Source organism: Halomonas sp. AOP13-D3-9 (genome assembly GCF_052379125.1).
In the GTDB taxonomy this organism is placed as follows: Bacteria; Pseudomonadota; Gammaproteobacteria; order Pseudomonadales; family Halomonadaceae; genus Vreelandella.
The window spans coordinates 66004-91114 of sequence record NZ_JBQSYH010000001.1 but is presented as its reverse complement, the minus strand read 5'-3'; the positions used below and the strand labels follow the sequence as shown (position 1 = coordinate 91114).

The 25111-nt window shown below is 55.8% G+C and carries 23 protein-coding genes and 1 pseudogene; 18 read left to right on the top strand and 6 right to left on the bottom strand.

Annotation, left to right across the window (positions count from 1 at the left end; genetic code table 11):
* Positions 1-118: 118 nt before the first annotated feature.
* On the top strand, positions 119-454 hold the full coding sequence (locus ACT3UM_RS00410) for a hypothetical protein (protein WP_498895074.1): 336 nt from the start codon (positions 119-121) through the stop codon (positions 452-454).
* A 75-nt stretch (positions 455-529) separates the two neighbouring features.
* Here the strand turns inward: ACT3UM_RS00410 and ACT3UM_RS00405 are convergent, their stop codons facing one another.
* Complete coding sequence (locus ACT3UM_RS00405; protein WP_498895072.1) at positions 530-2665, bottom strand: PhoX family protein; 2136 nt, start codon at positions 2663-2665, stop codon at positions 530-532.
* A 208-nt stretch (positions 2666-2873) separates the two neighbouring features.
* On the opposite strand from ACT3UM_RS00405, the gene hemP reads away from it, so the two are divergent.
* From hemP to ACT3UM_RS00370, 7 genes and pseudogenes are all read left to right on the top strand, one after another.
* Positions 2874-3059, top strand: a complete 186-nt coding sequence (gene hemP / locus ACT3UM_RS00400; RefSeq protein ID WP_498895070.1) for a hemin uptake protein HemP — start codon at positions 2874-2876, stop codon at positions 3057-3059.
* A 119-nt stretch (positions 3060-3178) separates the two neighbouring features.
* Positions 3179-5155: a TonB-dependent receptor domain-containing protein gene (locus tag ACT3UM_RS00395; protein ID WP_498895068.1), complete on the top strand. Its 1977-nt coding sequence runs from the start codon at positions 3179-3181 to the stop codon at positions 5153-5155.
* Positions 5156-5187: 32 nt separating this feature from the next.
* On the top strand, positions 5188-6243 hold the full coding sequence (locus ACT3UM_RS00390) for a ChuX/HutX family heme-like substrate-binding protein (RefSeq protein ID WP_498895066.1): 1056 nt from the start codon (positions 5188-5190) through the stop codon (positions 6241-6243).
* Positions 6240-7148 carry a heme/hemin ABC transporter substrate-binding protein gene (locus ACT3UM_RS00385; protein ID WP_498895064.1) on the top strand — a complete coding sequence of 303 codons (909 nt, stop codon included), beginning with the start codon at positions 6240-6242 and terminating at the stop codon, positions 7146-7148. The genes ACT3UM_RS00390 and ACT3UM_RS00385 overlap by 4 nt, the downstream gene beginning before the upstream one ends.
* Positions 7145-8185 (top strand): FecCD family ABC transporter permease, encoded by a 1041-nt coding sequence (locus tag ACT3UM_RS00380; protein WP_498895062.1) that lies wholly within the window; start codon positions 7145-7147, stop codon positions 8183-8185. The genes ACT3UM_RS00385 and ACT3UM_RS00380 overlap by 4 nt, the downstream gene beginning before the upstream one ends.
* 53 nt (positions 8186-8238) lie before the next feature.
* Positions 8239-8940, top strand: a pseudogene (locus tag ACT3UM_RS00375) (ATP-binding cassette domain-containing protein); the annotation flags it as partial.
* 121 nt (positions 8941-9061) lie between these two features.
* Positions 9062-9442 (top strand): YbaN family protein, encoded by a 381-nt coding sequence (locus ACT3UM_RS00370; protein ID WP_498895060.1) that lies wholly within the window; start codon positions 9062-9064, stop codon positions 9440-9442.
* A 36-nt stretch (positions 9443-9478) separates the two neighbouring features.
* Here ACT3UM_RS00370 and ACT3UM_RS00365 read toward each other — a convergent pair whose 3' ends face one another.
* Genes ACT3UM_RS00365 through ACT3UM_RS00355 form a run of 3 tightly spaced genes read right to left on the bottom strand, consistent with a single transcriptional unit; the run spans position 9479 to position 12398 of the window.
* Positions 9479-10744, bottom strand: a complete 1266-nt coding sequence (locus tag ACT3UM_RS00365; protein WP_498895058.1) for a hydroxymethylglutaryl-CoA reductase, degradative — start codon at positions 10742-10744, stop codon at positions 9479-9481.
* Between the two features lie 56 nt (positions 10745-10800).
* Positions 10801-12162 carry a tripartite tricarboxylate transporter permease gene (locus tag ACT3UM_RS00360; RefSeq protein WP_498895056.1) on the bottom strand — a complete coding sequence of 454 codons (1362 nt, stop codon included), beginning with the start codon at positions 12160-12162 and terminating at the stop codon, positions 10801-10803.
* A 2-nt stretch (positions 12163-12164) separates the two neighbouring features.
* Positions 12165-12398, bottom strand: a complete 234-nt coding sequence (locus tag ACT3UM_RS00355) for a hypothetical protein (protein WP_498895054.1) — start codon at positions 12396-12398, stop codon at positions 12165-12167.
* A gap of 162 nt (positions 12399-12560) precedes the next feature.
* On the opposite strand from ACT3UM_RS00355, the gene ACT3UM_RS00350 reads away from it, so the two are divergent.
* Positions 12561-13934 carry an aminotransferase-like domain-containing protein gene (locus ACT3UM_RS00350; RefSeq protein WP_498895052.1) on the top strand — a complete coding sequence of 458 codons (1374 nt, stop codon included), beginning with the start codon at positions 12561-12563 and terminating at the stop codon, positions 13932-13934.
* A 22-nt stretch (positions 13935-13956) separates the two neighbouring features.
* Here ACT3UM_RS00350 and ACT3UM_RS00345 read toward each other — a convergent pair whose 3' ends face one another.
* Positions 13957-14658 (bottom strand): GntR family transcriptional regulator, encoded by a 702-nt coding sequence (locus ACT3UM_RS00345; protein WP_498895050.1) that lies wholly within the window; start codon positions 14656-14658, stop codon positions 13957-13959.
* 245 nt (positions 14659-14903) lie between these two features.
* Here ACT3UM_RS00345 and ACT3UM_RS00340 point away from each other — a divergent pair, with 245 nt between their 5' ends.
* From ACT3UM_RS00340 to otnC, 6 genes are all read left to right on the top strand, one after another.
* Positions 14904-16328: a flagellar biosynthesis protein FlgA gene (locus ACT3UM_RS00340; protein WP_498895048.1), complete on the top strand. Its 1425-nt coding sequence runs from the start codon at positions 14904-14906 to the stop codon at positions 16326-16328.
* Positions 16329-16378: 50 nt separating this feature from the next.
* Positions 16379-17347 (top strand): Bug family tripartite tricarboxylate transporter substrate binding protein, encoded by a 969-nt coding sequence (locus ACT3UM_RS00335; RefSeq protein ID WP_498895046.1) that lies wholly within the window; start codon positions 16379-16381, stop codon positions 17345-17347.
* A gap of 113 nt (positions 17348-17460) precedes the next feature.
* Positions 17461-17949: a tripartite tricarboxylate transporter TctB family protein gene (locus tag ACT3UM_RS00330; protein ID WP_498895044.1), complete on the top strand. Its 489-nt coding sequence runs from the start codon at positions 17461-17463 to the stop codon at positions 17947-17949.
* Positions 17950-18007: 58 nt separating this feature from the next.
* Positions 18008-19498, top strand: a complete 1491-nt coding sequence (locus ACT3UM_RS00325) for a tripartite tricarboxylate transporter permease (protein WP_498895042.1) — start codon at positions 18008-18010, stop codon at positions 19496-19498.
* A 22-nt stretch (positions 19499-19520) separates the two neighbouring features.
* Positions 19521-20807 carry a 3-oxo-tetronate kinase gene (gene otnK / locus ACT3UM_RS00320; protein ID WP_498895040.1) on the top strand — a complete coding sequence of 429 codons (1287 nt, stop codon included), beginning with the start codon at positions 19521-19523 and terminating at the stop codon, positions 20805-20807.
* Positions 20804-21463, top strand: coding sequence for a 3-oxo-tetronate 4-phosphate decarboxylase (gene otnC, locus ACT3UM_RS00315; protein WP_498895038.1), 660 nt, complete (start codon positions 20804-20806; stop codon positions 21461-21463). Before otnK ends, otnC begins: the two co-directional genes overlap by 4 nt.
* Here the strand turns inward: otnC and ACT3UM_RS00310 are convergent.
* Complete coding sequence (locus ACT3UM_RS00310; protein ID WP_498895036.1) at positions 21460-21966, bottom strand: Lrp/AsnC family transcriptional regulator; 507 nt, start codon at positions 21964-21966, stop codon at positions 21460-21462. The two genes, otnC and ACT3UM_RS00310, sit on opposite strands and share 4 nt — an antisense overlap.
* A 203-nt stretch (positions 21967-22169) precedes the next feature.
* Between ACT3UM_RS00310 and ACT3UM_RS00305 the strand changes: the two genes are divergently transcribed.
* The 3 genes from ACT3UM_RS00305 (at position 22170) to mgtE (ending at position 25087) form a co-directional block, all read left to right on the top strand.
* Complete coding sequence (locus ACT3UM_RS00305) at positions 22170-23186, top strand: 1-aminocyclopropane-1-carboxylate deaminase (RefSeq protein WP_498895034.1); 1017 nt, start codon at positions 22170-22172, stop codon at positions 23184-23186.
* Positions 23187-23315: 129 nt separating this feature from the next.
* Positions 23316-23657: a DUF6482 family protein gene (locus ACT3UM_RS00300; RefSeq protein WP_498895032.1), complete on the top strand. Its 342-nt coding sequence runs from the start codon at positions 23316-23318 to the stop codon at positions 23655-23657.
* A gap of 74 nt (positions 23658-23731) precedes the next feature.
* The gene (gene mgtE, locus ACT3UM_RS00295; protein WP_498895031.1) at positions 23732-25087 is read left to right on the top strand and encodes a magnesium transporter; all 1356 of its coding nucleotides are present in this window, start codon (positions 23732-23734) and stop codon (positions 25085-25087) included.
* Positions 25088-25111 lie beyond the last annotated feature (24 nt).

The following is a 25111-nucleotide window of genomic DNA, read 5'->3' as shown; positions in this document are numbered from 1 at the left end:
GTATCAAGCTACTCCTCAGAGGTCGCGACCCTCCTGCTTATTAATCACAGCTCACACCTGCCCAGTCGGTGCTTAGGCGCCGCTTTCTGTGCAGCGGGGGTGACAATGGAGGTGCGAGATGAAGCGCGAAGCCCTGACCCAACATGCCCATGACGCCTGGGAAAAAGCCAGCCAGTTGGCGCCGCCGCCCAAGCCGCCAAAATTGCATTTTTACATGCCGGCCATGCCGTCAATGCGGCTGATTCGAGCGCTCGATATGCGCTTGTGGCGCTACCGGCGTCGGCGGCTATTTCGACGTCATATCTTGCCGCTACTGGCTTACGACGATCAGTTGTTACAGGATCTTGGCCATTGCCGCGAAGATATTCTCTGGGCCAACCAGCTGCCACTAAAGGTCGATGCCATTCAGGCGCTAGAGGCTCGTAAGAAAACATGCCATGTAGCGCAACGCTAGCATCAAAAAAAGCGTCGAACCTGGGAGAGGTTCGACGCTTGTATAGGCTTGCTACTGTGTATTTAAGCCTGGCTCTTAAACCCCTACAGGCCCTCCGTCACGCTTTTGAATCACCACGGTTGATGCCCGCGGGCGGACTTGGCCGCTAGCGGCAACGGTGGCATCTTGGGTCAGCGCACTGCCATCGGCAGGCCAGTTACCGGGGTGCTGAATGTTAATGAACAGCGCGGTTTTATCCGGCGTGGCAAAGATACCCGTCACTTCGCAGCCATTGGGCCCCACTGCAAAGCGCTTGAGCTGCTGCTGGTTGCTGTTGTTGATCACCGGGCCGGTTCCCTGGATATCGTCCAGCCCATTGGGGACTACTGCAAGCAACTGGTCGTTGGTGTACTCCGTAATGCCTTCGTAGCCGTTATCGGTCTGAATCCAAAGAATGCCCTGCCCATCATCGCGCTCGTCAAACCAAAGCCCATCTGGGCTGGCGAACTGGTTCATTGCGGTCAAGCCCGAAAGGTTATCAGCATCGTCAACGGCAGCACCAAACACAAACACTTCCCAAGTAAAGGCATTGGGCAGCCGGCTTTCCCGCCAGCGAATAATATGCCCCGCTTCGTTATTGGCGCGAGGGTTGGGGGCATTGGTGGGCGCTAAATCGTAACCAACTCCTGCTTGTTCCAGGTGCTCTCCGTCATTAGTGTAAGTTGGGGCTGTCTCTTCAGCGGTACGCTGCGTGTTATTGGTTAAGGTGAGATACACCTCTCCTGATGCCGGATCGACGGAAGCCCACTCAGGACGATCCATTGGCGTGGCACCCAACAAATCTGCTGCATCACAGGTGTTGATGATGATACCTGCCGCATCGTCGTCGGCTAGCCCCAACGCCGCCGCCAGCGTGCGGCCATCGCGCGTTTGAGCACTGGGCGTTAGCGGCAGCCACTCACCGCTGCCGTCGGCGTGAAAGCGGGCCACGTAGAGCGTGCCGTTATCCATATATTTGTTGCCAATGGCAAGACGGTCATATGCCTCGCCTGGCCGATTGGCATCGGCGGGATCCCAGGCCGCGTCGGAGACGTACTTATACACGTACTCGTTGCGGGCATCGTGGCCTGAGTAGTAAACGATTGGCTTGCCAGCTTCCAGCTTGCCTAACCAGCAGCCTTCATGGCGAAAACGCCCGAGGGCTGTGCGCTTAACGGCTCGAGCATCACTGTAAGGGTCGATTTCGACCTGATAACCAAAGGTACGGGCCTCATTGCGATAATCGTCTTCTGCGCGCTCGCCCCTTGGGGTGATATCAAAGCGGGCAAACTCGTCATTTTCTTCTGAGGCGTCACCCGCCGAGGTTTCCCAGGCATAGCGGCCGCGTTCAGTGGGAATACCGATGCGCGCGTCGTCCTGGAAGCGCTCGCCAGTATGAACAAAGACGTTTGGCCAGTTCTCTTCGCAGGCAATATAGGTGCCCCAGGGTGTTACCCCGTTACCGCAGTTATTGTTGGTACCACGGGTTTGGGTGCCCGCTGGCGAAAAGCGCGTTTTGACGTAGTCACTGCCCGCCACGGGGCCAGCCAGATCCATTTCCGTTGCGCTGGTAAAGCGGCGGTTATAGCGGGAGCCCGGCACATGCGCCCATTGGCCGCTGGCGTCTTTTTCCACCTCGACAAGGGTGACACCGTGAGCATTGATCTCGGTGCGTGACTCCTCGGCCGGACGCTTGCCCTCATCTGCATTGGTGGGGCCGCCCTGGGGCGCCCAGAGTGCCGACTGGTCGATATACTCATTGTTAAGCGCCAGCACAAAACGCCGTGAGGCGTTGTCGGTATCCAGGGCAAAGCCAGCCATACCGTCGTGGTGCATGCCCACACTAGAGGCTTGGCGCTCGGCGGTCATTGGCTGGTCAGACTGCCAGCTGTCGCCAGCGCTTAACGGCGTCCCCCAAGGCACTAAGATTTGGGCCACGTAACCTTCTGGCACCACCACAGCATCGGTAAGTGATCCTTGAACCGCCTCAAACGCCAGTGTCAGGGGTGTTTTTTGGGCTCCGCTGGAGGCAAGCGCTTGAGCAGCGCCGCCAAAGCTAAGCATCGAGGCTGCCGCCATGCTCAAACCACCGCGCATTACATCGCGCCGGGATACATGGTGCGCCAATACTTCTGCGAAAGGTTGATTGCCGCTGTGGTTAAACAGGCGATGATCTTCGATCTCTTTACTCATTCTGGTCTCCCCCTGATCGTTTGTAGGCCAACGATTGAACGTTAGGAGACACTAAAGAAGCTAAATGACAACGCGATGACGTAGTGGCTGCATTTAGATGAAGAACGTGTGGTTAACCCGCCTATCCTCTCCAAATCCTATTGAGAGATATCGACAACTCTGCTAAATTAACGCTAATAGTTATCATTAACACAGGAGTTATCCTCTCATGCAGCTCGCCGATAAGGGCACTCGCCAGGGGGATACACCCCAAAGGGATACATCGACCTCAGCGCCCCGCGAAGTAGATAGCAGCGAATTGCTTGGTAGCTCAGGCCACCTGGTGATTCACCATGAACAGCGCCGCTATGTGTTGCGCCGCACTAAAAGCGGCAAGCTCATCCTCAATGCTTAAAGCGGTAAACACTTCAGGCCCTGATTAATTTAAAGATTTATACAGCAAAGCCAGCCAGGTAGCCCATCGCACCCAGCCAGCGACCTCTTCCACTTATCCCGGTTGGAACTCTCTGGCTTATGAACCACACACGCGCTTTTAGTGGCCTCTTGTTAACCCTGCTCCCGCTGCTCGCCGCCCAAGCAGACGACGCCGAACTTGACCCGGTAACGGTCACCGGCACCCGGGTGCCTACCGACCTTTCCCGGGCACCGCTGATTATCGATATTATTGATCGCGATGACGCCGTGCTAGCCACCGCCAGCCGGGTCGAAGACGTGCTTAGCCGCCAACCCGGCCTGCACGTTGCCGGGCAAGGCCGCCGTAATGGCCAAACCTTGAGTATGCGTGGCTTTGGGCGCGCAGGCGTACTGGTACGCCTGGATGGCGTTCGTCAGGATATCTCCACCGGCCACATCGGTAACTTCTTCCTTGACCCCGGCTTGATTCAAGAAGTCCAGGTTGCCCGTGGTGCGCTCTCCAGCCTGTATGGCAGCAATGCCATGGGTGGAGTGGTCAGCTTCACCAGTGTGGAAGCTAAGGATCTGCTTGCCCCCGGCGAAGAGAGCGGCGTACGCCTTTCCGTGGGCGGCGCGACGGCCAGCGACGAAATGCGGGGGAGTCTAACCGCCTTCGGTCGTCGCGATACCGCCCGTGGGCAGGTGGATGGTCTGTTCTCGATCGGCCGCAGTGAATCCGGCGATATTCGCCGCGCCGGGGGCGAAGAAGCCGAAGAAGACGCTGCCCTCAATAGCCTGCTGCTAAAAGGCGGTTGGGAGCCAAGCGATGAGCAGCGAGTGTTTATGAGCTGGCAGCACTACGACGAACGCGCTACCCAACCCGCCAACCCACAGCAGCTCTCCACCGATGCCAGCAATCCGCTGCGCGACCGCGATGTGGAGAGCAACAACGTCCAACTGGGCCACCGCTGGCAGCCCAGCGCTGCCACAGACATCACCTCCCGGCTTACCTTTAGCCAGCAGGATATTGACGAGCCCCAGGCCAATCGTACCTTAGAACGCGTCGGGCTACAGAGCGACGGCTACCACCGCATGGATCACGGCTGGCTCTCGCAAACGCTGGTATTCGGCGCCGAACTGGAGCAAGCCCGCCAACGGCCGGACGGCGAAGCCAACGGCTTCCCTAACGCCGATATCGATACCCAGGCAGCCTATCTCGACACCACCCTTACCGCTGGACGCTATCTAGCCGATGGCGGTGCCGGGCAGTTTGATGTGGGTCTTGGCGCCCGCTATGACCGCTACGACGCCAGCGGTCAAAACGATGCCGATAGCGTTCACGACCAGGTATCGCCGCGTTTTCGCCTTGCTTGGCGGCCCAACGACGCCTTGATGCTGTTCTCGGGATACGCTGAAGCGTTTCGTGCCCCTAGCCTTTCTGAGCTTTACGCCAACGAGCGCCACTTTGCCGGTTTCTGCGCTGGGCCCACCTTCTGCACGCCGGATAACTACTGGATCCCTAACCCCAACCTATCGCCCGAGACGAGCAGCACATGGGAAAGCGGCGTGGTCTGGCATCAAGGCGACTGGCAGGTTCGCGCCAGCTACTTCGATACCCGCGCCGACGATTTTATCGACACCCAGGTCGACATCATGGCAGGCACCACCCAGGCGGTGAACGTTCAGCGTGCCCAGCTATGGGGCTATGACGCCCGGGTGACCTGGCAGCCCAGCGCCTTCCCGTTACTGACCAGCTTTGTGGGCCTTTCGGAAGTCTCCGGTAAAGACCGCGACTCCGGCGAGCCACTGGGCAGTCAAACACCGCTGGAAGCGACCTTGGGTAGCGAGGTGGCACTCTACAGCAGCGACGTGCGCCTCGGGTGGCAAGCGCGCTTTGCCCAGTCTTTCGATAAACAGGGCGACGATGAACGCCTGCCCGGCTATGGCCTGCACGATGTCCATCTCGCCTGGCAAATCACTCCGGCCGTCGATACCTCGCTGCGCCTTGCCAATTTGGCTGACAAGGTGTGGTACCGCCCCGACGGTAGCCTGGGCGATGGGCGCAGCCTGTTCGCCACCCTCAACTGGCAGTGGTAAACCCCACCAGTGAACCATAAAAGAGGTGCGTTATGATGCCATCCCAACAGATCGCCATTCTCGAAGCCCTTGATGCGGCGCGCGCCGCTCAGCCGCGCCTTCCCGCCATTGAGATTGCCGAACGCTTAGCGATCAGCGAAGGCGAACTCCAGGCCGCTCGCTTGGGCCGCGATGTATGGACGCTGCCCCTCTCGCCTAACGAGCTTGCCGCTTACTTGCCACAGTTGGGGCGAGTGAAAGCGTTGACCCGCTCCCGGCTGGCCGTGCTGGAACAAACCGGTGATTACCCTGAACTCAGCGGCGGGCCGCAAACTGGACTGCTGCTCGACCCCGGCGGCCTGGATCTGCGCTTGCTCTACACCCACTGGCACTGGGCCTGCTTGATTCGTGACCCTATGCCCTCCATCAACAGTGAAGAGCCGCAGTGGCGGTGGAGTGTCCAGATATTTAATCAGCATGGCTGCGCCGTGCATAAATGCTTTGGCCTGGAGCTTCCGTTACCGCGCCCCTGGGGTGCACTTGCAGCCTTGGGCACGAGTGACACGCCGGCGTTTACCCAGAGCATGCCCCGCCAGAAACGCCCATTGCCCGAAGCCCCCACCTTGGCCAGCGAATGGGGCGCGATGCGCGATGTGCACCAATTTTTTGCGCTGCTACAGCGCCACCGCTTGGAGCGCATTGAAGCCAACCAACTAATGGAAGGCCGCTATACCCGGGCGTTACCTACGCACGCACTGGAGATGGTGCTTCAGCACGCCAGCCAGCGCGGGCTGCCGCTGATGCTGTTTGTCGCCAGTCCCGGCTGCGTGCAGATTCGTACCGGCACACTGCCCGCTCCGCAACGCGCCCGTGGTTGGCTAAACCTGTTTGGCGAGCAGTTCACCCTGCACCTTGATGACGCCGCAATTGACCAGGTTTGGCAAGTCAGCAAGCCCAACCGCGACGGCGGCGTGACCAGCATCGAGGCCTTCGATGCCGAAGGCTCGCTGGTGCTGCAGCTCTACGCAGAGCGCCAGGAAGGCCGCGCGGAGCGCCGAGAGTGGCGGCAATTGCTGGATGAACTCGGCAAGCAAGAGGCGGTGGCATGAATGCAAAACGCTCGATGCGCCGCTTACTGGCAACCCTGCTGATGGGGTGGTTGAGCATCGGGGCTGCACTGGCCAGCGAACGTTGGGTGGTGCTGGGCGGCGATATCGCCGAAACCCTGGCCGCCTTGAATGCCGATATCAACGTGATCGCCCGGGATGACACAGTAGTGCATCCACCCGCCATGGCGACGCTGCCCTCGGTGGGTTACCTGCGCCAGCTCTCCGCTGAAAGCGTCCTGTCGGTTAAACCTGACCGGGTGTTAGCCGCCGGGCACGCAGGCCCCAAGGAAGTACTGGAGCAGTTGGCAGCTGTCGGTGTCAGCGTAGAGATTATCAGCGCCCCACCCACCCTCAATGCCATTGCCGATAAAGTCCTCGCCGTCGGCCAACTAACTGACCGTCGCGACGCGGCAGAGGCCTTGGCGGATACCTTGAACGACAAACTCACCCGGCTAGCCAGCCTGCCCGCCCTCCCGACGACCCGCGCTATGTTTATCATGCAGCATAGCGGCTTAACCCCAAGAGCGGCGGGCAGCGATACGGCAGCGCATGCCGCACTTGAAGCGGTGGGCCTGGAGAATGCCTTTGCCGAGATGCAGGGCTACCACAGCGTGGGCGCCGAAGCGCTGGCCAAGGAGGCACCCGAGGTTGTCATTGTCTCCGAGCGTGGGCTCGCGGCACTGGGCGGTGAAGCCGCTCTATGGCAACTTCCCGGTATGGCGTTAACGCCAGCGGGTCGAAAGCAGCAACTAATTGTGATCAATGACCAAGCGCTGCTCGGCTTTGGCCCACGCACGCCCGACCAGCTACTTACCTTGCGCCAGAGCGTTGAAGCGCTACTGGGCTCGACAGCTAACGCTCAACCCCGTTCTGACCAAACCACCACCGCCCAAGTAAGCCCATGATTGCGATTCTTAACGCCTACCGTTTCCGGTTACGGCAGCCACTTAGCCGAACCAGCCGCGTGCTCGCCGGTTTAACTGCAGCGCTGCTGCTGGCCTTAGCTTGGGCGGCCGCCTCCGGTACGTTGGGCGTTTCCCCCTGGGGACTCATCAGCGGCCAAGCAGACCCGCTCAGTGTTCAGGTGTGGTGGCAACTGCGCCTGCCGCGCTTACTGCTGGGCATCGCGGTGGGCGCGATGCTCGCCGGTAGCGGTGCCGCCATGCAGGGGCTATTTCGTAACCCGCTGGCCGACCCAACCCTGCTCGGCCTTGCCAGCGGCGCGGGGCTGTTTGTGGCGCTTTGGATTGTGCTGTTTCAAGACAGCGGCGCTGGCAGCCTTTACGGCCAGTTTGCGGCGGGTTTTCTGGGCGCTTTATGCGTCTGTTTGATTGTGTTTGGCCTAGCCAAGCGCCAGGGCGGCGGCAGTGCCGCGGTGATGACCCTGCTACTGGCGGGTTTGGCGATCAATACCCTGGCCGGGGCGGGCGGTGGAGTTCTAGCCTTTATCGCCAGCGATGAACAGCTGCGCCAGCTTAGTTTATGGGGCATGGGCACGCTGACGAATGCCCTGTGGCGCACCACGGCGCTCGCCCTGGTGCTGATTGCCGTTGCCCTGTGGCTGTTAATGCGCAGCGCGCGCGAACTCGACCTACTGCAGCTAGGCGAAGCAACCGCCCACTCGGCGGGGCTGGATGCGAGCCGTTTAAAACGCCGGGTGGTGGTCGCGACCTCGCTGGGCGTAGGGCTCTGCGTAGCGCTTACCGGTGTGATTGGCTTCCTGGGCCTGCTGGTGCCCCACTGCCTGCGGCTCTGGTTAGGTCCCGGTCATCGGCTGCTGCTGCCCGCTTCAATGTTAGGCGGTGCGCTGCTGTTGGTCGTGGCCGACACCTTGGCCCGCACCGTTGCTGCGCCTGCGGAAATCCCAGTAGGGCTACTCACCAGCCTGCTGGGCGGCCCCTACTTCCTGTACCTACTGATGCGCAGGAACCGAGCATGCTAACGCTTCATCAGGCGGGTTTAACCACCGCGCCCGCCATCGCTCCCCTGGACGGCACCCTTCGCCCCGGCGAGCTGCTGGCTATTGTCGGCCCCAACGGCGCGGGCAAGAGCACGCTACTTAGCATGCTGTCAGGCTTTCGCCCTGCCGAGCAGGGCGAACTACATCTGGATGGCAAACCCCTGCGCGAATGGCCCATCGCTGAGCTTGCCAACCGACGGGCGCTAGTCGCCCAGCAGGAGCTGCCCGGCTTTGACTGGCAAACCGATGAGCTGGTGAGTCTTGGCAGCAACCCGGCCAAATCACTGGTAGCGGCACTGCTGGATGACCTGGATCTCACCCACCTCGCCAAGCGCAGCGTGCTCTCGCTCTCCGGTGGCGAACGCCAGCGGGCAATGATTGCCCGAGGCGCCTGCCAACTCCTCTCAAGGTGTTCTCCTACCGCCAAGGATGGCGGTATTCTATTGCTGGATGAGCCCACCAGCGCTCTGGATATCGGCCAGCAGCAGCGCCTGATGCGCCAGCTACATGCCTGGGCCGCGCAGCACCGCATGTCGGTGGTCTGCGTACTCCACGACCTGAATCTCGCCAGCACCTACGCCGACCGGGTATGGCTGCTGCATCAAGGGCAGCGGATTGACCACGGCCTGCCCAACCAAGTACTTAACCCCGCGACCATCGCCAAGGTTTACGCAGCCAAGCTGCAGCATGTACAGGGCGCTCCCCATGGCAAGCCTCTGCTAGCACTAGCGCCTTAAGACAGCTAGCAGCCACCATCAAGCACTATCCTACTGGGTGGCAAAGCCATAATATGAGTCCATACTTATCCGCACGTAACGGGCCATTGTTGCGCCACCGCGTGCCAAATTGGGAGCAAGAATGAGACTGATCCGCCTCCTCTGGGTGGTGCTGGCAGGGGTGAGTTTTGGCATCGGCGTACTGGGTATTTTTCTACCTCTGCTGCCCACCACGGTGTTTATGCTGATGGCGGTTTACTGCGCCTCCAAAGGCTCGCCACGCTTTGAAGCCTGGATCCGCTCCCGCCACTATGTCGGCCCCTTGCTGGTCACCTGGGAGCAAGAGCGCGCCATCCCCCGCCGCGCCAAGCTGGCAGCCGTTAGCATGATCGCATTGAGTGCGCTGATCACCGGCTGGTCACTCGGCCCCGGCTGGCAACGCTGGGGAGTGATCGCTCTACTGGTGCTGATTGCCCTGTGGCTGGCTACCCGGCCAGAGCCTTCTTCTTCCTCTGCAAAGTAGCGTTCTGGCATGCTCACACTGCATATTCAAGCCGCTTCATTCGGGTTTAGACCGTAGCTTGGCCAGCGCCGCCTGCGCTATATCAACACGCACACTCCCTTGCTTCACTAATACGTCGGCGACCAACGCCACTTCCGCCCCTTCCGCGCCTGCCATTAGGGCGATATTTTTAGCATGCAGCGCCATATGTCCTTTTTGAATACCGGTGGTAGCCAACGCTTTTAATGCGGCAAAGTTCTGCGCTAGCCCAACCGCAACAATGATACGGGCTAAACGATCCGCGCTATTGACGCCTAAAATCTCAAGGCACCGCCGTGCGGTTGGGTGCGCTCGCGTAGCGCCGCCTATTAATCCCACTGGCATGGGCATCTCAAGGGTGCCGGTTAGATTCCCATCAAGATCCGCTTCCCAATGGGTAAGTGACCGATAACGCCCGGTACGTGCGGCATAGGCATGAGCACCCGCTTCTACCGCACGAGTATCATTTCCCGTCGCTAACACCACCGCACTCACCCCGTTCATCACCCCTTTGTTATGGGTAGCTGCACGGTAAGGATCCAAGTCCGCAAAACGGTAAGCCGCCAATATACCGTCGCGCACCGACTCCCCGCCTATTTGATCAAGGTGCCAGGTTGCTCTGACTCTTGCCAAACGACGGTCAGCCAGGTTGGACAAAATTCGCAAACGACTCTTGCCTCCCGACCACTCAGCTAACGACGGTGCTACCGCTTCTGCCATCGAGTTCACCGCATTGGCACCCATGGCATCGCGCACATCCACTAGCAGATGCACAATGACCATATCTTCAAGCACGCGCACCTCTATATCCTGGAAACCACCGCCGTGCTCTAACAGCACCGGATCTGTCGCGTCACAAATACGCTTAATCTCTTCGCGGGCTTCTAATAAACGTAGCCGGGCAAAATCAGGATTAGAAACGCCTAGTAACTGAACCTGAGCAATCATAATCGGGGATGAGGTATCGGTATAAAAGCCGCCTGAAGCACGACACTGTCGCGCCGCATTACATACAGCAGCCACCACGGACGACTCTTCGGTTGCCATGGGCACCAGCGGCTCTTCACCATCAATCATTAAATTAGTGGCAACGCCAATCGGTATGTTTAAAGTGCCAATAACATTCTCGATCATGCTATCGGCTGTTTCTGCTGGCAGGTTACCGGTGTCTGCCAAATGGGCTTCCCCTGTCGCATCTAAGCCACTTAAAGCGGCCACTTTACGCAACCGCTCGCGTGGTGATAGTTGGTAAAATCCTGGAATCCGCGATGAATTTATTGTCATAACCGTTACCTAAAATGAATAAACTATTGGTGTAGCGTCACTTCAAAAGGAAGTGTTCAAGCCAACCAGCCCATTAGCCACGGGGCGGCATAAAGGGTCATAAACTGCACCCCATAATTCACGCCCCAGCGGTTTAATAGCCCCGCCACAAGCGCTAACACCGCGACACCTAAAATGCCCATCACACCCGCATCCATATAAGCCAACAGCACGACCAACGAGAAGAACATCGCCAGGAAGGCTTCATGAGGAATACGCTGGAAAACAAACACGCAAATGTGGCGGGCATAACGAACGGCGATGGGATACGTAATCAACAGCGCCACCCCAGCGCCCAAAATGCTGGCAACAGCGATTTCACCAAAGCTCATCAAGTGATGGGCATTCTGTTCCAACGTAAGTACTGGCGGCGCATTAAAGAAGGCGTTACCTGGCCCAATTGCCATGGGGCTCATCGGAATGCCCAGTGCTGCCAAGGGGATCAAAATGCCTGCGATATAAGCAGCATTAGTCACCGCATCCATTGAAGAGAGGGCACGACTGGCTTTCTCTACTGTGCCTTTTACCCAACTCGACATCACTTCACCCAGGAAAATAGTGATCCCTACCGGGCTCATAAAGAAGGTAACCGAGCCGAGCACCGAGCTGGCGGTTGCAGAAACAGCTTCTTGGCGCGTCAAAATACGAAAAGGGTTGGGGAAGCGGCTCTTATCATCACTATCATCTGCAGCGTAGATTTTGATTGTTTTAGGTTCACCGGTAGCCATTTTTCGCCGCTCTTCGCGCACGGTTAACTGGGCCAAATTGAAGATCATCGGCCCTATCGTGATACCCAGGAAGAACGAAATGAAGACCACCTGACCTTCAGGGATAACCCCCATTCCCCAGTAGAAGTGCCGTAAGGCCTGAATCAGCGCAGCCAAAATCACAATACTGATCAAGCTGATCACTTTTTCACGGCTCATCAGCGCTAAAAATACCGCCCCAACAAAAAATATCTGGCTAGCATACTGACTTAGCACATCCGCCAGCGGCGTTAGCAGGAAAGCCAGTAGCAAGCTCACGGGAATAGCAACGAGGGTGCCAATAACCGAACCCGACGCCATTTTGCGAATGGCCATTGTGGCGTGACCTTCACGCTTCAGTATCATTGCGTGCTCAACCATGGGGGCCGACATCACCCCTCCGGGTATCCCCGCCACCGAAACGGGTATTGAGTCGGTAAGCTTTTTGGCGACGATGGCAGCCATAAAGAAAGCCAATACCACTGGCAAGGGAACACCCGCCACCACCAACGCTAACGTCACCGGGGCAAGTACGGCGGTCTCATCGGTACCTGGCGCCACTCCAATCGCGGTATAAACCACCACACCGATTAAGGCAGCCATTAACATCTGCAGAAGTAATAGAGCGTCCATGGTTACGCCTCCCCATCAGTGTCGAGGCGTCGTTTCGGGCGTAAACAAACCGTATTAATAACAAACCCCAGCAGTGCGCCGCATAAGCCCACTATTAGAGGCATTGGCGCTGGCCCAGGGGTAAGAATGAAACCACCTAGTGTGAGAGGAGTGGAAATTACTAAGGCGCGCAGCAGGTCTCTGCCGGTCACCGTATCGTCCCAAACCGTTAGGTAAGAAGTTGTTTTATTTGGCATGCCTATTCTCCGCGGAGATCATTATTAGTGTTGTATACCCAAGTAGGCTGGCCCTAGCTTGTGGAAAGACAAGGCGCTGAGTAAGGTACAGTGATGCGAAGTGTATGAAGTACTGTACCTATAAAATAACAGGTACAGCTCCACCGCCATTGAGAGATATTCATGTCAAAATCTCGTCAGGTCGCCACCGCTCTGCTCAAAGCCATTGACGAAGGGCGCCTCTCGCCTGGTACCCGAGTGGCTTCCATCAGAGAAGCCGCTAAACAATTCGGTGTATCGAAAAATACCGTGATTGATGCCTACGACCAATTAGTTGCACTTGGTCATTTGAGCGCTCGCCAGGGCGCAGGCTTTTTTGTTTCGCGCCCCCGGCCAACGCCTATTGATGAGCCTACGCACGACCTTTCAGAGGCGGTGGATAGCGTGTCACTGCTGCGGGAGCAGTTAGTCGGGAATTTTGCAGTGCGCGTGGGCGATGGCAGGGCTCCCGCAAGCTGGATGGGTGGCACTGAACTGACGCGTTTAATACGACGAAGAAGTGGCTTATCTGATGAAATGAGCGACGTCGAATACGGCATGCCCCAGGGGTACTCTCCACTGCGCGAGAGCTTAGCTATGACATTGGCCGGGCGCTCCATCCATGCCTCACCGGATCAAGTCATGATGACCTTTGGTGCTAATCATGGCTTCGACTTAATTATTCGCCACTTCGTAGCCGCAGGCGAGAGTGTTCTGGTTGAAACGCCAGGCTACTACCCACTGTTTGGAAAACTTCGTCTCGCTAAAGCGAAGTTGGTGGGCGTTCCACGTACGACCGATGGCCCCGATTTAGAAGAGTTTGAGAGAAAAGCCAAGCAGTACCGTCCGCGGCTTTTTTTCTTACAGCCTAATGCTCACAACCCTACCGGTAGCACCATGTCGCTGAGTAATATGCATCGCCTGCTAAAGCTCGCCGACCACTATGGTGTCACCCTAGTGGAAGATGACGTGTTCGCTGACATTCTGCCCAAAGGCAGCGCCCACCTAGCCGCACTTGATGGATTAGAAAGAGTTATTTACGTAGGCACTTTTTCCAAAACGCTCTCCACCGGCTTGCGCTGTGGCTATATCGCTGGAGGGAGATCGATCATTCGCGCACTGGTCGATATCAAGATGCTGACTGTCGTCAACACTTCGACCTTCAATGAAATGATCGTGCACGAGCTGCTAGCCAGAGGCCGCTATCGCCGCCACCTTGCACAGTTGCGCGAGAGAGTGGCTAAGGCAAGCGCTACGGCGATAAGAGTGCTGGGGCAAATAGGCGTTCATGATGTGATTGGCCCCGGCGGTGGCTACTATCAATGGGCCAAACTGCCACCCCATATCAACACCACTGAGTTGGCTAAACGCGCCTCTGCAAAAGGCATTTTCATTGCGCCAGGCGCTATTTTTTCACTGCGTCCCGACAGTACCGATGCCAACTCAATGCGTATCAATATTGCCCATGCGAACGATCACCGGTTTCTGGAGTTCATCAGTAAGGCTCTCAACGAATAAACGTGTTGTAAATCAAACAGTACTAAGCCAACGGCTGTCCATTAGCATACTTAATCCATGTCTTGCCCAGGTGATTGCGTAGCTCTTGGCCTACACGTTCACCATCCCGCGCTTCCAAAGCAGCAAGAATGGCTTCGTGTTCTTCCATTGCCGTTGCCCATTTTTCATTTTTTTGATTTGAAAGGTAGCGGACTCGATATAGCTGACGGCTTAGGTTGGCATGCATATCAATCAGCGTCGTATTTCCCGACAGCGCCACAATCCGGTTGTGGATATCTTGGTTTAGGCGAAAGTAATTTTGCCTGTCTCGCCTTAAAAAAGAAGCCTTCATTTCGTAATGAAGCGCCTGCAACTCCGCAATATCATCATCGCTGGCGTTGGCGCAAGTTAGCTCTGCTGCGGCCTGCTCAAGCACACTTAAGACATACGCTTTCTCTTTCATATCAGCGGGACTTACATCCGCCACCACGGCACCCCGGTTTGGCGATATCACCACCAGACCTTCCGCAGCAAGTATCTTCAGCGCCTCCCGTAACGGGGTACGGGATACTTGAAGTTCAATCGCCAATGTTCGCTCGGGCAAACGTTGGCCAGGCTGAAAATGATCCATAACGATATGTTCACGCAGATAATTCGCGACTTTCTCCACAAGTCCGGGCTGATTTGGCTGGGCGACTTCTTCCATTGGCATATTCACATAGTAAGCGAACGCCAAGAATGGCATACCAAAAATATCCTTTCAAACAAATAGCGTTAAATCGCTGATTTTTTAAACCCATACTTATCAATACCATAAGTAGAAAAAAGGTCTACTCGATACCAAAGTATTAACACCAACCAATTGACCCCCAAAATGGTATACCACTACATTTCATGCATAGGATTTCTGAAAGGCTCACCTCTTTAGCGCCATGACGATAGAAAATGTCATCGCAGCAGTTTTACCAGTAAAGGGAATACCCACACCGTATGAACTACTTACAACATTTTGAAAAAGGCAAGGTGGTTGAGGCCTGCATCGCGGGTGCTGGTGACTTTGGCCGCGGCGTTTTGCGACAAGCGCGGCAGATGGAAAAACTATCAGCACGCATTGCAATCGATATTAATCCTGAAAAAGCAGCCGAAGCGTTGCGGCATGCAGGCATTTCTGATGCTCAGATAATGGTATGCCATTCTAAAAGTGACGCTGAAAAAGCGTGGCAAGAAGGGATGTTTATCGCCGCGGCTGCCTTTGAAACAATTCAAGCGCTGCCTTTCGATATTTTAGTGGAATCTACTGGCATACCTGATATAGGCGCACGCTATGCAGAAGCTGCTCTGCTCGCAGGTAAGCACGTTGGCATTGCTACCAAAGAGACCGAATCGGTGGTTGGCCCCTATTTAACCCGCCTGGCTTATCAGCAGGGGCGACTATTCACGCCGTTGGATGGTGACCAGCCTAGCCTGCTTATTGGCCTACTCACCTGGGCCAGAACCCTTGGCTTTGAGATCATTGCTGCAGGTAAAAGTAGCGAATATGACTTTATTTGGGATGAGGCAAGCGACACCGTTACTTGCAACGGTACCGACTTTCCTGCCGCTGGCTTGAAAGAACTTTGGAAATTACCGCCAGGCCAGGAGCGCGATATGGTGGAAGCACGCAGCAAGCTACTCGCTGCGATCCCGCAAATTTCGGTGCCTGATCTGTGCGAAATGGTCAACGTAGCCAATGCTACGGGGCTACGTCCTGATCGCCCTGAATTTCATGCCATGGTACTGCGCACAGCGGAAGTACCGACCCTTTTGGACATTCAGAGCCAAGGTGGGGTACTGCAAGGGCTTGAGCGCTTGGAAGTGTTTAATTGCCTACGCCGACCAGATGAACTGAGCTTTGCAGGAGGCGTTTTTGTGATCGTGCGCTGTGAAGACTCTCATGTATGGACTCTACTGCGGGATAAAGGCCATGTACTGAGCCACAGCGGCAATAGCGCGATGATTTACCTACCCCGACACCTGCTTGGCTTAGAAGCACCAATTTCACTTCTCGATGTAGTCATCAATGGTCAAACCTCCGGCGGTGGTCACGTGACGACACCCAGGTTTGACCTAACAGCGCGGGCAACCCAGCACATGAAAGCGGGCCAGCACCTCGAAATGCGCGGCCACCACAGGCACATCGAAGGGCTACGTCCAGAGCTGCATCCCGCCGCGGCGCTAGCACCAGAAGCAAAAGTGCCTTTTTATCTACTGCCAGGCGCTCATGTGATCCGAGACATAGCCCCCAATCAGCCCATTACCTTAGCGGATGTGGCACTGCCTGAATCAACCTTAAAACAGCTTCGTGAAAAGCAGGATCAGTTGTTTCAACAAAATACCTTAGTTCCTCAAGCCGCTATCGACAGCGCGCTAAATTAAACTTCCCCAGCGGGAATTAAAAGCAATAACAATCAGATAGGAGAAACACTATGCTCACTAAATCCACTCTCAAAATGGCAACACTCGGCGTCGCGCTTTTTAGCGTCGCCACAGCTGTCAACGCCGATGATGCAGCAGATTATCCGACAAAGACTATCCAGTTTTTGGTAGCGGCAGGCGCTGGTGGCGGCACGGATAACTTCGCTCGTGTGGTTCGCCCGATGTTTGAGGAAGCCCTTGGCGATGCTCGTATTAACGTGATTAACCTACCGTCTGCCTCCGGGGCGTTGGCCCACCAGCGTACTGCAAACGGTGCCCCAGATGGCCATACCCTTGATTTCGCTTCCACCACTTTAGTGACGTCATTAGCCGCAGGGCAGAACCCAATCGGCTTAGATCAACTCACCCCCGTGGCAAGGATGCAGTCAGATGTAATGGCTCTATTCGTCAATCCAGAGCGTTACCCGGATTTTGAATCGTTCTTGGAATACGCCAAGGAAAACCCAGGCGAGGTCACTGTAGGCGGCACTCACACCGCTAGCCCTGACCACGTTTCATTTCTGTCGTTGCGTGATGCATCAGGCCTGGATATGAATTTCATTCCTTACGACAGCACAGGCAATGCCACCGCTAATGTTCTGGGCAACAATATCGACGCGACCACCACGTCACTTAGCCCTTTGCTGAGCTATATGGAAGCGGGCCAAATGATGCCAATCCTGGTATTCAGCGATGAGCGTTTGGCCGATTATCCTGATGTTCCAACTACAGCTGAATACGAGTGGGATCTAACCGATGGCAACGACCGTGCAATTTTTGTCCACGCCGATACACCTGAACCGCTTCTGGAACGCTTAGAAGACACTTTCAAAAAGGTTTACGACTCTGAGGAGTACCAGACATACGCCGAGCGAGTAAACCTTACTTATCGTGAAGGCTGGATGGGCAGCGACGAATATCGTCAGCGCCTAGAAAATAACTATGAACTCTATTCGCGCCTACTTAATAACGATCAATAAAAATCGAATTAAATGCTAAGTGAAAGCAGGCAATTAATTTGCCTGCTTTTTAACTCACTGTCTGGGACTATTGTTATCAAGTAGACCCAGCCACGTTCCCTTCGGGGTTTATCATGCACGCCAGGATTTCTCTCTTCGCATTCGCGGTGGTGTTGCTAGCAGTGGTCAGCTTAGTGCCCACACTGCAGTTTCCCAGCTCCGCTGAGGTTTCTACCTTTATTGGCCCTCGCGTATGGCCTCTGACGCTAGTAATTACGCTTATTGGGTTGGGTAGCGCACTGCTACTGATCACTTGGCGTGATGCGCGGCGAGGCACCACTTATGACAATGAACCGGAAGAAGCTTCTCGTCCTCAGAACGATCCCGTCACGGCTCAACGCTTTTCCCTAGCGTCCACGCGACACTGGTGGCTGATTGCCGCCACCGTTATCTACACCTGGTTAATCAGCATGGTGGGCTTTTTAATCGCCAGTATCGCTTTCACATTGGTAGGTACGCTGCTGCTTGGGGCTCGCTCCTGGCGCACGATTCTAATTACCGTGGTGCTTGCCACACTGCTAATGCAGGGTGTCTTCGTCATGCTGCTTGGCATCCCGCTATGACACTTATTGTTAAGAAGTTTGCCGATAACCGCTACTGCTACCTGTTTAGGAGTTGATGATGCTAGAGAATTTTCTAGGCGGGCTGGCTGTAGTGATGCAGCCACTCAACCTGCTACTACTTACTTCAGCCGTTTTTATCGGATTTATCGGTGGTGCGTTACCCGGCATCAGCGGCGTTATTCTGGTGGTTATCCTGCTACCCATTACCTATGGCATGGACTCCACTACTGCCTTTATGTTGCTGACTGCCATCTATGGCGCGACTGTTTTTTCTGGTTTGATCACCGCCATTCTCTACCGTGCCCCCGGGACGCCAGAAGCGGTGATGACTGCCTTTGATGGCTACCCGATGACCCAGCAGGGCCAGGCAGGCAAAGCACTGGGCATTGGCGTACTGAGCTCTGCGATTGGCGGTTTAGTGGGTACCATTGCGTTGATTATCTTTACCCCAATGCTGGCTAAGATGGCATTAAGGTTCTCCTCCCCCGAATATTTTGCCCTTGCAGTGCTTGGCTTAACCGTTGTGGCCTCCTTAGGTGGCCGTCTGATCTACGGACTGATTGGCGCCACTATTGGGTTGTTTATTGCCACCATGGGGATCGACCCACTAACGGGTACCAGCCGCTATACCTTCGATAACCTAAACCTGATGGAAGGGGTGGGACTGATACCGATGATCGTGGGGCTGTTCGCCGTTTCTGAAGTGATGAAACGCTCTCTAGATCAAGACAGCCATCAGCCGATTACGAAAGTAAAAGTTAAAATCTTTGATCTACCTATCTTGCGCCAAATCGGCACCACGCTTACGCGCTCTTCTATTATTGGTGTGATTATTGGCATCTTACCGGGCATTGGAGCAAGCACAGCCGCTATGGTGAGCTATAGCGAAACAGTGCGTTGGTCTAAGCATCCCGAGAAATTTGGCAAAGGGGCACCGGAAGGGATTGCAGCGCCTGAGTCGGCAAACAATGCCGCTGCCATGGGCGCCTTAGTACCGTTGTTTGCCCTGGGCATTCCAGGTAGTGGCACCACAGCGGTCATTCTTGGGGCGTTTATCATGCACGGCCTGCAGCCGGGCCCAATGTTTATGATGACCCACAGCAGCCTAATCTATGCCGTGTTCGCGGGCCTGTTTATCGTCAACTTTATGATTTTGTTGTTCTCCAAGCCATTTATCACCCTGTTCACCAAGCTATTGAATGTGCCCTACTCGGCGCTCGGCCCGATCATTATTATGTGCTGCATCGTGGGTACCTACTCGGTGCGCAACTCCATGTTTGATGTTTGGTTGATGCTTGGCTTTGGCATCATGGGCTACCTGCTGGAAAAACTAAAATTCCCGCTGGTTTCGATCATCCTAGGCCTAGTACTAGGCCCCATTGCAGAGAGCGAGCTGCGCCGTGCGTTGTCGATGTCCCAGGGAGATATATCGATCTTCTTCACCCGCCCCATCAGCGCCACCTTATTGGCCATTGCAGCACTACTGTTGGCAGTGACGATTATCTCGCCACTGATTAAACGCGCTCGCATGAAAGCCGCCACTCCCTGAACCCTTACAACGGACGCAACGTATGACAATTGTATTAGGCGCTATTGCCGACGACTTCACTGGGGCCACGGATCTTGCAAATAACCTGGTGCGCGGTGGCATGCGCTGCCTGCAGGTGATTGGCGTGCCCCAGCAAGAGATTGACCTCACTGATATCGATGCGGTGGTCGTGGCGCTGAAATCGCGCTCCTGCCCGGTGGACGAAGCCGTGGAGGACTCTCTGGCCGCCCTTGAGTGGCTTCGCCAGCAGGGGGTTCGGCAACTGTTCTTCAAGTACTGCTCCACCTTTGACTCCACCGATCAGGGCAATATCGGCCCGGTGGCGGATGCGCTGCTGGAAGCGCTAGGAGCGCATCAAACGGTGATGGTGCCCGCTTTCCCGATTAACGGCCGTACGGTTTACCAAGGCCATCTGTTTGTGAGCGACCGCTTGCTCAACGACAGCGGTATGCAGCACCACCCGCTCACGCCGATGAAGGATGCCGACCTAGTTCGAGTACTCTCTCGCCAAACACCACACCCAGTGGGCTTAGCCAACCGTGCCGTGCTGGCCCAGGGGGCTGAAGCAGCCCGCGCTCACTTGTCGGCGCTGGCAGAGCAAGGTGTTCGCCATGTAGTTTGCGACTCCTTAGACGAGCAGGATCTGGACGTGCTTGCCGAAGCTACGGTTTTACTGCCCTTAGTTACCGGCGGCTCTGGACTGGGCCAGGCGCTCCCTGCCCAGTACCGACAACAGGGCTGGCTAGACACCATCACTGAGCCAGGGCGCTTATCTCCTGCCTTGGGTAGTGCGTTGGTGCTTTCCGGCAGTTGTTCCCGTGCCACGCTGGCCCAGGTGGCAAATTTTCTGGAACGACACCCATCGGGAGGCTTTGCACTGGATCCTTTATCGCTTAACGAAGGTAACAAACAGTGGGAGCAGGCGCTGGCCTTTGCCCTGGAACGCTTATCCAGCAACGTTCCAGTACTGATCTATGCCTCTGCAGATCCAACGAAAGTAGAAGCGGCTCAGCAAGCGTTAGGAGTAGAACGTGCCGGGCTACTAGTGGAAGAAGCATTGAGCCAACTGGCGGTCGCGCTAGTTAACGAAGGCGTGGGCCGGTTGCTGGTCGCCGGGGGCGAAACCTCCGGAGCAGTAGTCTCAGCGTTAGGGATAACTACCCTACGGATTGGTGAGCAGATTGACCCCGGCGTGCCCTGGACGCAAACCCCAATGGCGGGTCGCGAAGCACCGCTGTCGCTTGCGCTGAAGTCGGGCAACTTCGGTGACGTCGATTTCTTTACTCGGGCGTTTGAGGTGTTGGCATGAGCATCCACTTGCACTGCCATCACCAGAACAGCCTGCGGGAACAGATCAGCACCCTGGGCAAATCGTTGTTTGATCGCGGCCTGACCATGGGCTCCAGCGGCAATATTAGCGTGCGTCTGGAAGATGGCGGCTGGCTAATGACCCCCACCAACGCCTGTTTAGGGCGGCTGGATCCAGCGCGGATTTCCCATCTTGATAACAACGGCCAACTGGTAAGTGGCGACCAGCCCACCAAAGAGCAGTTTTTGCACATGGCAATGTACGAAGAGCGCCCGCAGTCTGGCGCTATAGTACACCTGCACTCCACCCACTCGGTGGCCGTCTCTTGTTTGCCGGGGGTAGATCCCTGCGACTGCATTCCCCCACTGACCGCCTACTACGTCATGCGGGTGGGCAAGCTGCCGCTGATTCCCTACCACATTCCCGGCGATCCTAAACTGGGCGATGCGGTGCGGGGCTTAGCCGGTAAACACAGCGCGGTATTGCTGGCCAACCACGGCCCAGTGGTAGCGGGGAAAAACCTCGAAGCGGCGGTGTATGCCACTGAAGAGCTGGAAGAGACCGCCAAGCTCTACCTGCTGCTACGGGGCGAGAACCCGCGCGGGCTAACGCCAGATCAGGTGGCCGAGCTGGAAGCGCGCTTTCCAAGAGACTAAACCAGCACCTTATGGGTCGAGACCACCTGTCGCAGCCCCATAAACGAGCGGATCTGGCGCACGCCGGGTAGATAGAGCAGTTGTTCGGCGTGCAGCCTGTTGAAGCTTTGGCTGTCCCGCGTGCGTACCAACATGAAATAGTCAAACTCCCCGGTAACCACGTGGCACTCCATACAGCCTGACACCTTCTGGGCCGCCTCCTCAAAGGCGGCGAAGGATTCCGGCGTCGAGCGATCCAATACGACTCCAATCAACACCACCATGCCTGCCTGTAGCTGCTCCGGGTCTAAATGCGCCACCACCCTGCTGATTACCCCATCCCGCTTGAGCCTTTCCACCCTGCGTAAGCACGCCGCCGGGCTCAAGTTCACCTGCTCTGCCAGCGCCACATTGGAGAGCGTGGCATCGTCCTGAAGCAGTTTCAGAATACGCCGATCGGTTCGGTCTAGCTCAGCCGCCGGATCATCAGGCTCAGGGCGTGAACGGGAGATTTTTGCGCGCACTATTATTTACCTTATTGGCCAGTAAACACCACTTAAACCCATATACATCATTTCTTACCATCTTTTATTGTCTCAAACCAACCAATTTTGCAACACAAAAAAAATAGCTAACACTTACTATAAATAGCAGAGAGCACGCCAATTGTTCACAACAACCTTAGCCACCCTATATCGCACCCAATGTTTTAAAGCTGGAGATTGCTATGAACCTCGAACGCTTCCCACGTTACCCACTCACCTTTGGCCCCTCTCCGATTACGCCGCTCAAGCGGCTAAGCGAACATTTAGGCGGTGAAGTAGAGCTCTACGCCAAGCGCGAAGACTGCAACAGCGGCTTGGCCTTTGGTGGCAATAAGACCCGCAAGCTGGAGTACTTGATTCCTGAAGCGCTGGAAAAAGGCTGCGATACGCTGGTATCGATTGGCGGCATTCAATCCAACCAGACCCGCCAAGTTGCTGCGGTGGCCGCTCACCTGGGCATGCAGTGCGTGCTGGTACAGGAGAACTGGGTCAACTACTCCGACGCGGTGTATGATCGCGTGGGCAATATCGAGATGTCGCGCATCATGGGTGCCGATGTACGCTTGGATGACGCAGGGTTCGATATCGGCATTCGCCCCAGTTGGGAACAGGCGATGGAGGATGTGCGCCAACGGGGCGGTAAGCCCTTCCCGATTCCCGCTGGCTGCTCCGAGCACCCTTACGGTGGCTTAGGCTTTGTAGGCTTTGCCGAAGAGGTGCGTCAGCAGGAGAAAGAGCTGGGTTTCACGTTTGACTATATCGTGGTGTGCTCGGTCACCGGCAGCACCCAGGCAGGCATGGTGGTGGGCTTTGCCGCCGATGGCCGTGCCCAGCGAGTGATTGGCATTGACGCCTCCGCCAAGCCTGAGCAAACCCGTGAACAGATCCTGCGCATCGCGCGCAATACGGCTGAGCTAGTGGAATTGGAAGGCGGTATTAGCGATGACGATATCATTTTGGATACCCGCTACGGCGGCCCCGAGTATGGCCTGCCCAACGAAGGCACGCTGGAAGCCATTCGCCTCTGTGCCCGTCTCGAGGGTGTGCTTACCGACCCGGTTTACGAAGGTAAATCCATGCACGGCATGATCGACATGGTGCGCAACGGCGAATTCCCGCCCGGCTCCAAAGTACTCTACGCCCACCTAGGCGGCGTACCTGCGTTAAATGCCTATAGTTTCCTGTTTAGAAATGGATAAGGAATAAAATACCTGCCTCGAACCGTCTGAACCAGCGCCTCAATGACGCCGGTCAGGCGGTTACTACTGTACAAATAAAGCACACCCTTTAGTCTTGGCGTATAAGATGTTCACTCATGAGGATACGCCATGTCTTCAACGCTTCCCGCCCACCTTACCCTTGACGAGCTTGCACACTGTTCAGCGCCGTTGCCCGACGTAGAAGTCCATGGGCTCGATATGGGTTGGTACATTGTTCGTTTGCATCAGGATAACAACGTCAGCTTGCTGATCGACCAGAATGGCGAGACGCAGCGCTTTACCGGTACGCAGTGGATTGGCCGCGCGCTGGCACCGCTGGGATTCACCCACGGCACGCTGACCTGGGCCGACGCCGCCGATGAAATGATAGGTACCGATGTTCCGTCCGTTTCCGCACAGCAGCGCTTAGCCTACGGCGTACGCGTGGCTTTCAACCAAGCCAGTCTATAAACTCACCAAAGCGAGCCGCCGAGAGTTTGCAATTCTATTGCCTTAACACCTAGTTTCCAAAAAGGACGGACGCTATGCGCGATGATGAAAAATATACCAATAACGAAGAGCTGCTACTCTACCTTCAAAAGCTTTTAGACACCCCAGACACAGCGGCTCTTCAGGAATTTTTCACTGAACTCGATATTTTAGACATTGCGCGAACCCTTGAGTCCTTCCCGGCCAAAACACGCGATTATCTTTGGGAATATGTGCCTGATGCGATAATCGGCGAGGTACTTGCCGAAGTTGACGAAGATATCCGCGCCGACTACATCGAGGATTTATCCGCCAGTGACGTAGAGCAAATTGTTAAAGGCCTGGATGCTCAAGAAGTTGCTGAAGTACTGGATGTTGCTGACGAGGCCATAAAAACCAGCGTTTACGCCAGCTTAGACCAGGACATACGTGCCCAGGTCGAGAATCTTCATGCCTATGAAGATGATGTGGTGGGGCGTTATATGGATCCCGAGACGGTTAATGTAAAACAGGGCGTCTCGTTAGAAGCCGTGCAGCGCTATATCCGCATTCATCATCTGCTTGATGATGAGTCTCAGCAGATCATGATTACGGATAAGGATAAACGCTTACTCGGCACCCTGACCCTGATTGATTTAATCAAGCAACCACAAGACGCCGTGGTTGATGATTATATGGATGATTTCTTCACCCTGAATGATCAAATGAAAGTCAGCGATGCCGCCGCGTTATTGCGCTCTAAAGAACTTCACTTTGTCCCCGTATGCGATAGTGAGGGGTTATTGGTCGGTCAGCTCAACTCCACCGATGTGTTGGAAATCACCCAAGATGATGCTGATATGACGCTTAAACATATGTCCGGCGTCAGTGATGAAGAAGAAGTCTTTACTCCCATCATGCGAAGCGCCAAAAGCCGCGGCATTTGGCTAGGTATCAATCTGTTAACGGCTTTTCTAGCCGCCTTCGTGATCGGACGGTTTGAAGTGGTCCTAGACCAAATTGTGGCGCTGGCGATTTTAATGCCGGTGGTTGCCAGCATGGGAGGGATTGCCGGAAGCCAGACGCTCACCGTCGTCATCCGCGGTTTAGCCCTGGGGCAGCTTGCGGGCAACAATATAAAGTGGCTTTACAACAAAGAGCTGTGGGTGGGTATGAGCAATGGCCTGGTGTGGGCGTTAGTAGTCGGCCTCATTTCGCACCTTTGGTTTGGCGACGCCATGATTACGCTGGTCATTACCCTGGCTATCTTTATCAATATGAGCCTGGCCAATGTTTCTGGGGTGCTGATTCCATTGGTGTTGAAAAAGCTGCAGATTGATCCCGCCTTATCCGGCGCGGTGATTCTAACTACCGTCACCGATGTGGTGGGATTTTTGTCATTTCTGGGGCTCGCGACGCTAATTATTTTGTGAGTTTTCCCTTCCAGGCAGGCGCTG

Excerpts from the sequence above, each read along its gene's own strand:
- ACT3UM_RS00410 (WP_498895074.1), top strand. The coding sequence starts at position 119 with ATGAAGCGCGAAGCCCTGACCCAACATGCCCATGACGCCTGGGAAAAA.
- ACT3UM_RS00405 (WP_498895072.1), bottom strand. The coding sequence starts at position 2,665 with ATGAGTAAAGAGATCGAAGATCATCGCCTGTTTAACCACAGCGGCAAT.
- hemP (WP_498895070.1), top strand. The coding sequence starts at position 2,874 with ATGCAGCTCGCCGATAAGGGCACTCGCCAGGGGGATACACCCCAAAGG.
- ACT3UM_RS00395 (WP_498895068.1), top strand. The coding sequence starts at position 3,179 with ATGAACCACACACGCGCTTTTAGTGGCCTCTTGTTAACCCTGCTCCCG.
- ACT3UM_RS00390 (WP_498895066.1), top strand. The coding sequence starts at position 5,188 with ATGATGCCATCCCAACAGATCGCCATTCTCGAAGCCCTTGATGCGGCG.
- ACT3UM_RS00385 (WP_498895064.1), top strand. The coding sequence starts at position 6,240 with ATGAATGCAAAACGCTCGATGCGCCGCTTACTGGCAACCCTGCTGATG.
- ACT3UM_RS00380 (WP_498895062.1), top strand. The coding sequence starts at position 7,145 with ATGATTGCGATTCTTAACGCCTACCGTTTCCGGTTACGGCAGCCACTT.
- ACT3UM_RS00370 (WP_498895060.1), top strand. The coding sequence starts at position 9,062 with ATGAGACTGATCCGCCTCCTCTGGGTGGTGCTGGCAGGGGTGAGTTTT.
- ACT3UM_RS00365 (WP_498895058.1), bottom strand. The coding sequence starts at position 10,744 with ATGACAATAAATTCATCGCGGATTCCAGGATTTTACCAACTATCACCA.
- ACT3UM_RS00360 (WP_498895056.1), bottom strand. The coding sequence starts at position 12,162 with ATGGACGCTCTATTACTTCTGCAGATGTTAATGGCTGCCTTAATCGGT.
- ACT3UM_RS00355 (WP_498895054.1), bottom strand. The coding sequence starts at position 12,398 with ATGCCAAATAAAACAACTTCTTACCTAACGGTTTGGGACGATACGGTG.
- ACT3UM_RS00350 (WP_498895052.1), top strand. The coding sequence starts at position 12,561 with ATGTCAAAATCTCGTCAGGTCGCCACCGCTCTGCTCAAAGCCATTGAC.
- ACT3UM_RS00345 (WP_498895050.1), bottom strand. The coding sequence starts at position 14,658 with ATGCCATTCTTGGCGTTCGCTTACTATGTGAATATGCCAATGGAAGAA.
- ACT3UM_RS00340 (WP_498895048.1), top strand. The coding sequence starts at position 14,904 with ATGAACTACTTACAACATTTTGAAAAAGGCAAGGTGGTTGAGGCCTGC.
- ACT3UM_RS00335 (WP_498895046.1), top strand. The coding sequence starts at position 16,379 with ATGCTCACTAAATCCACTCTCAAAATGGCAACACTCGGCGTCGCGCTT.
- ACT3UM_RS00330 (WP_498895044.1), top strand. The coding sequence starts at position 17,461 with ATGCACGCCAGGATTTCTCTCTTCGCATTCGCGGTGGTGTTGCTAGCA.
- ACT3UM_RS00325 (WP_498895042.1), top strand. The coding sequence starts at position 18,008 with ATGCTAGAGAATTTTCTAGGCGGGCTGGCTGTAGTGATGCAGCCACTC.
- otnK (WP_498895040.1), top strand. The coding sequence starts at position 19,521 with ATGACAATTGTATTAGGCGCTATTGCCGACGACTTCACTGGGGCCACG.
- otnC (WP_498895038.1), top strand. The coding sequence starts at position 20,804 with ATGAGCATCCACTTGCACTGCCATCACCAGAACAGCCTGCGGGAACAG.
- ACT3UM_RS00305 (WP_498895034.1), top strand. The coding sequence starts at position 22,170 with ATGAACCTCGAACGCTTCCCACGTTACCCACTCACCTTTGGCCCCTCT.
- ACT3UM_RS00300 (WP_498895032.1), top strand. The coding sequence starts at position 23,316 with ATGTCTTCAACGCTTCCCGCCCACCTTACCCTTGACGAGCTTGCACAC.
- mgtE (WP_498895031.1), top strand. The coding sequence starts at position 23,732 with ATGCGCGATGATGAAAAATATACCAATAACGAAGAGCTGCTACTCTAC.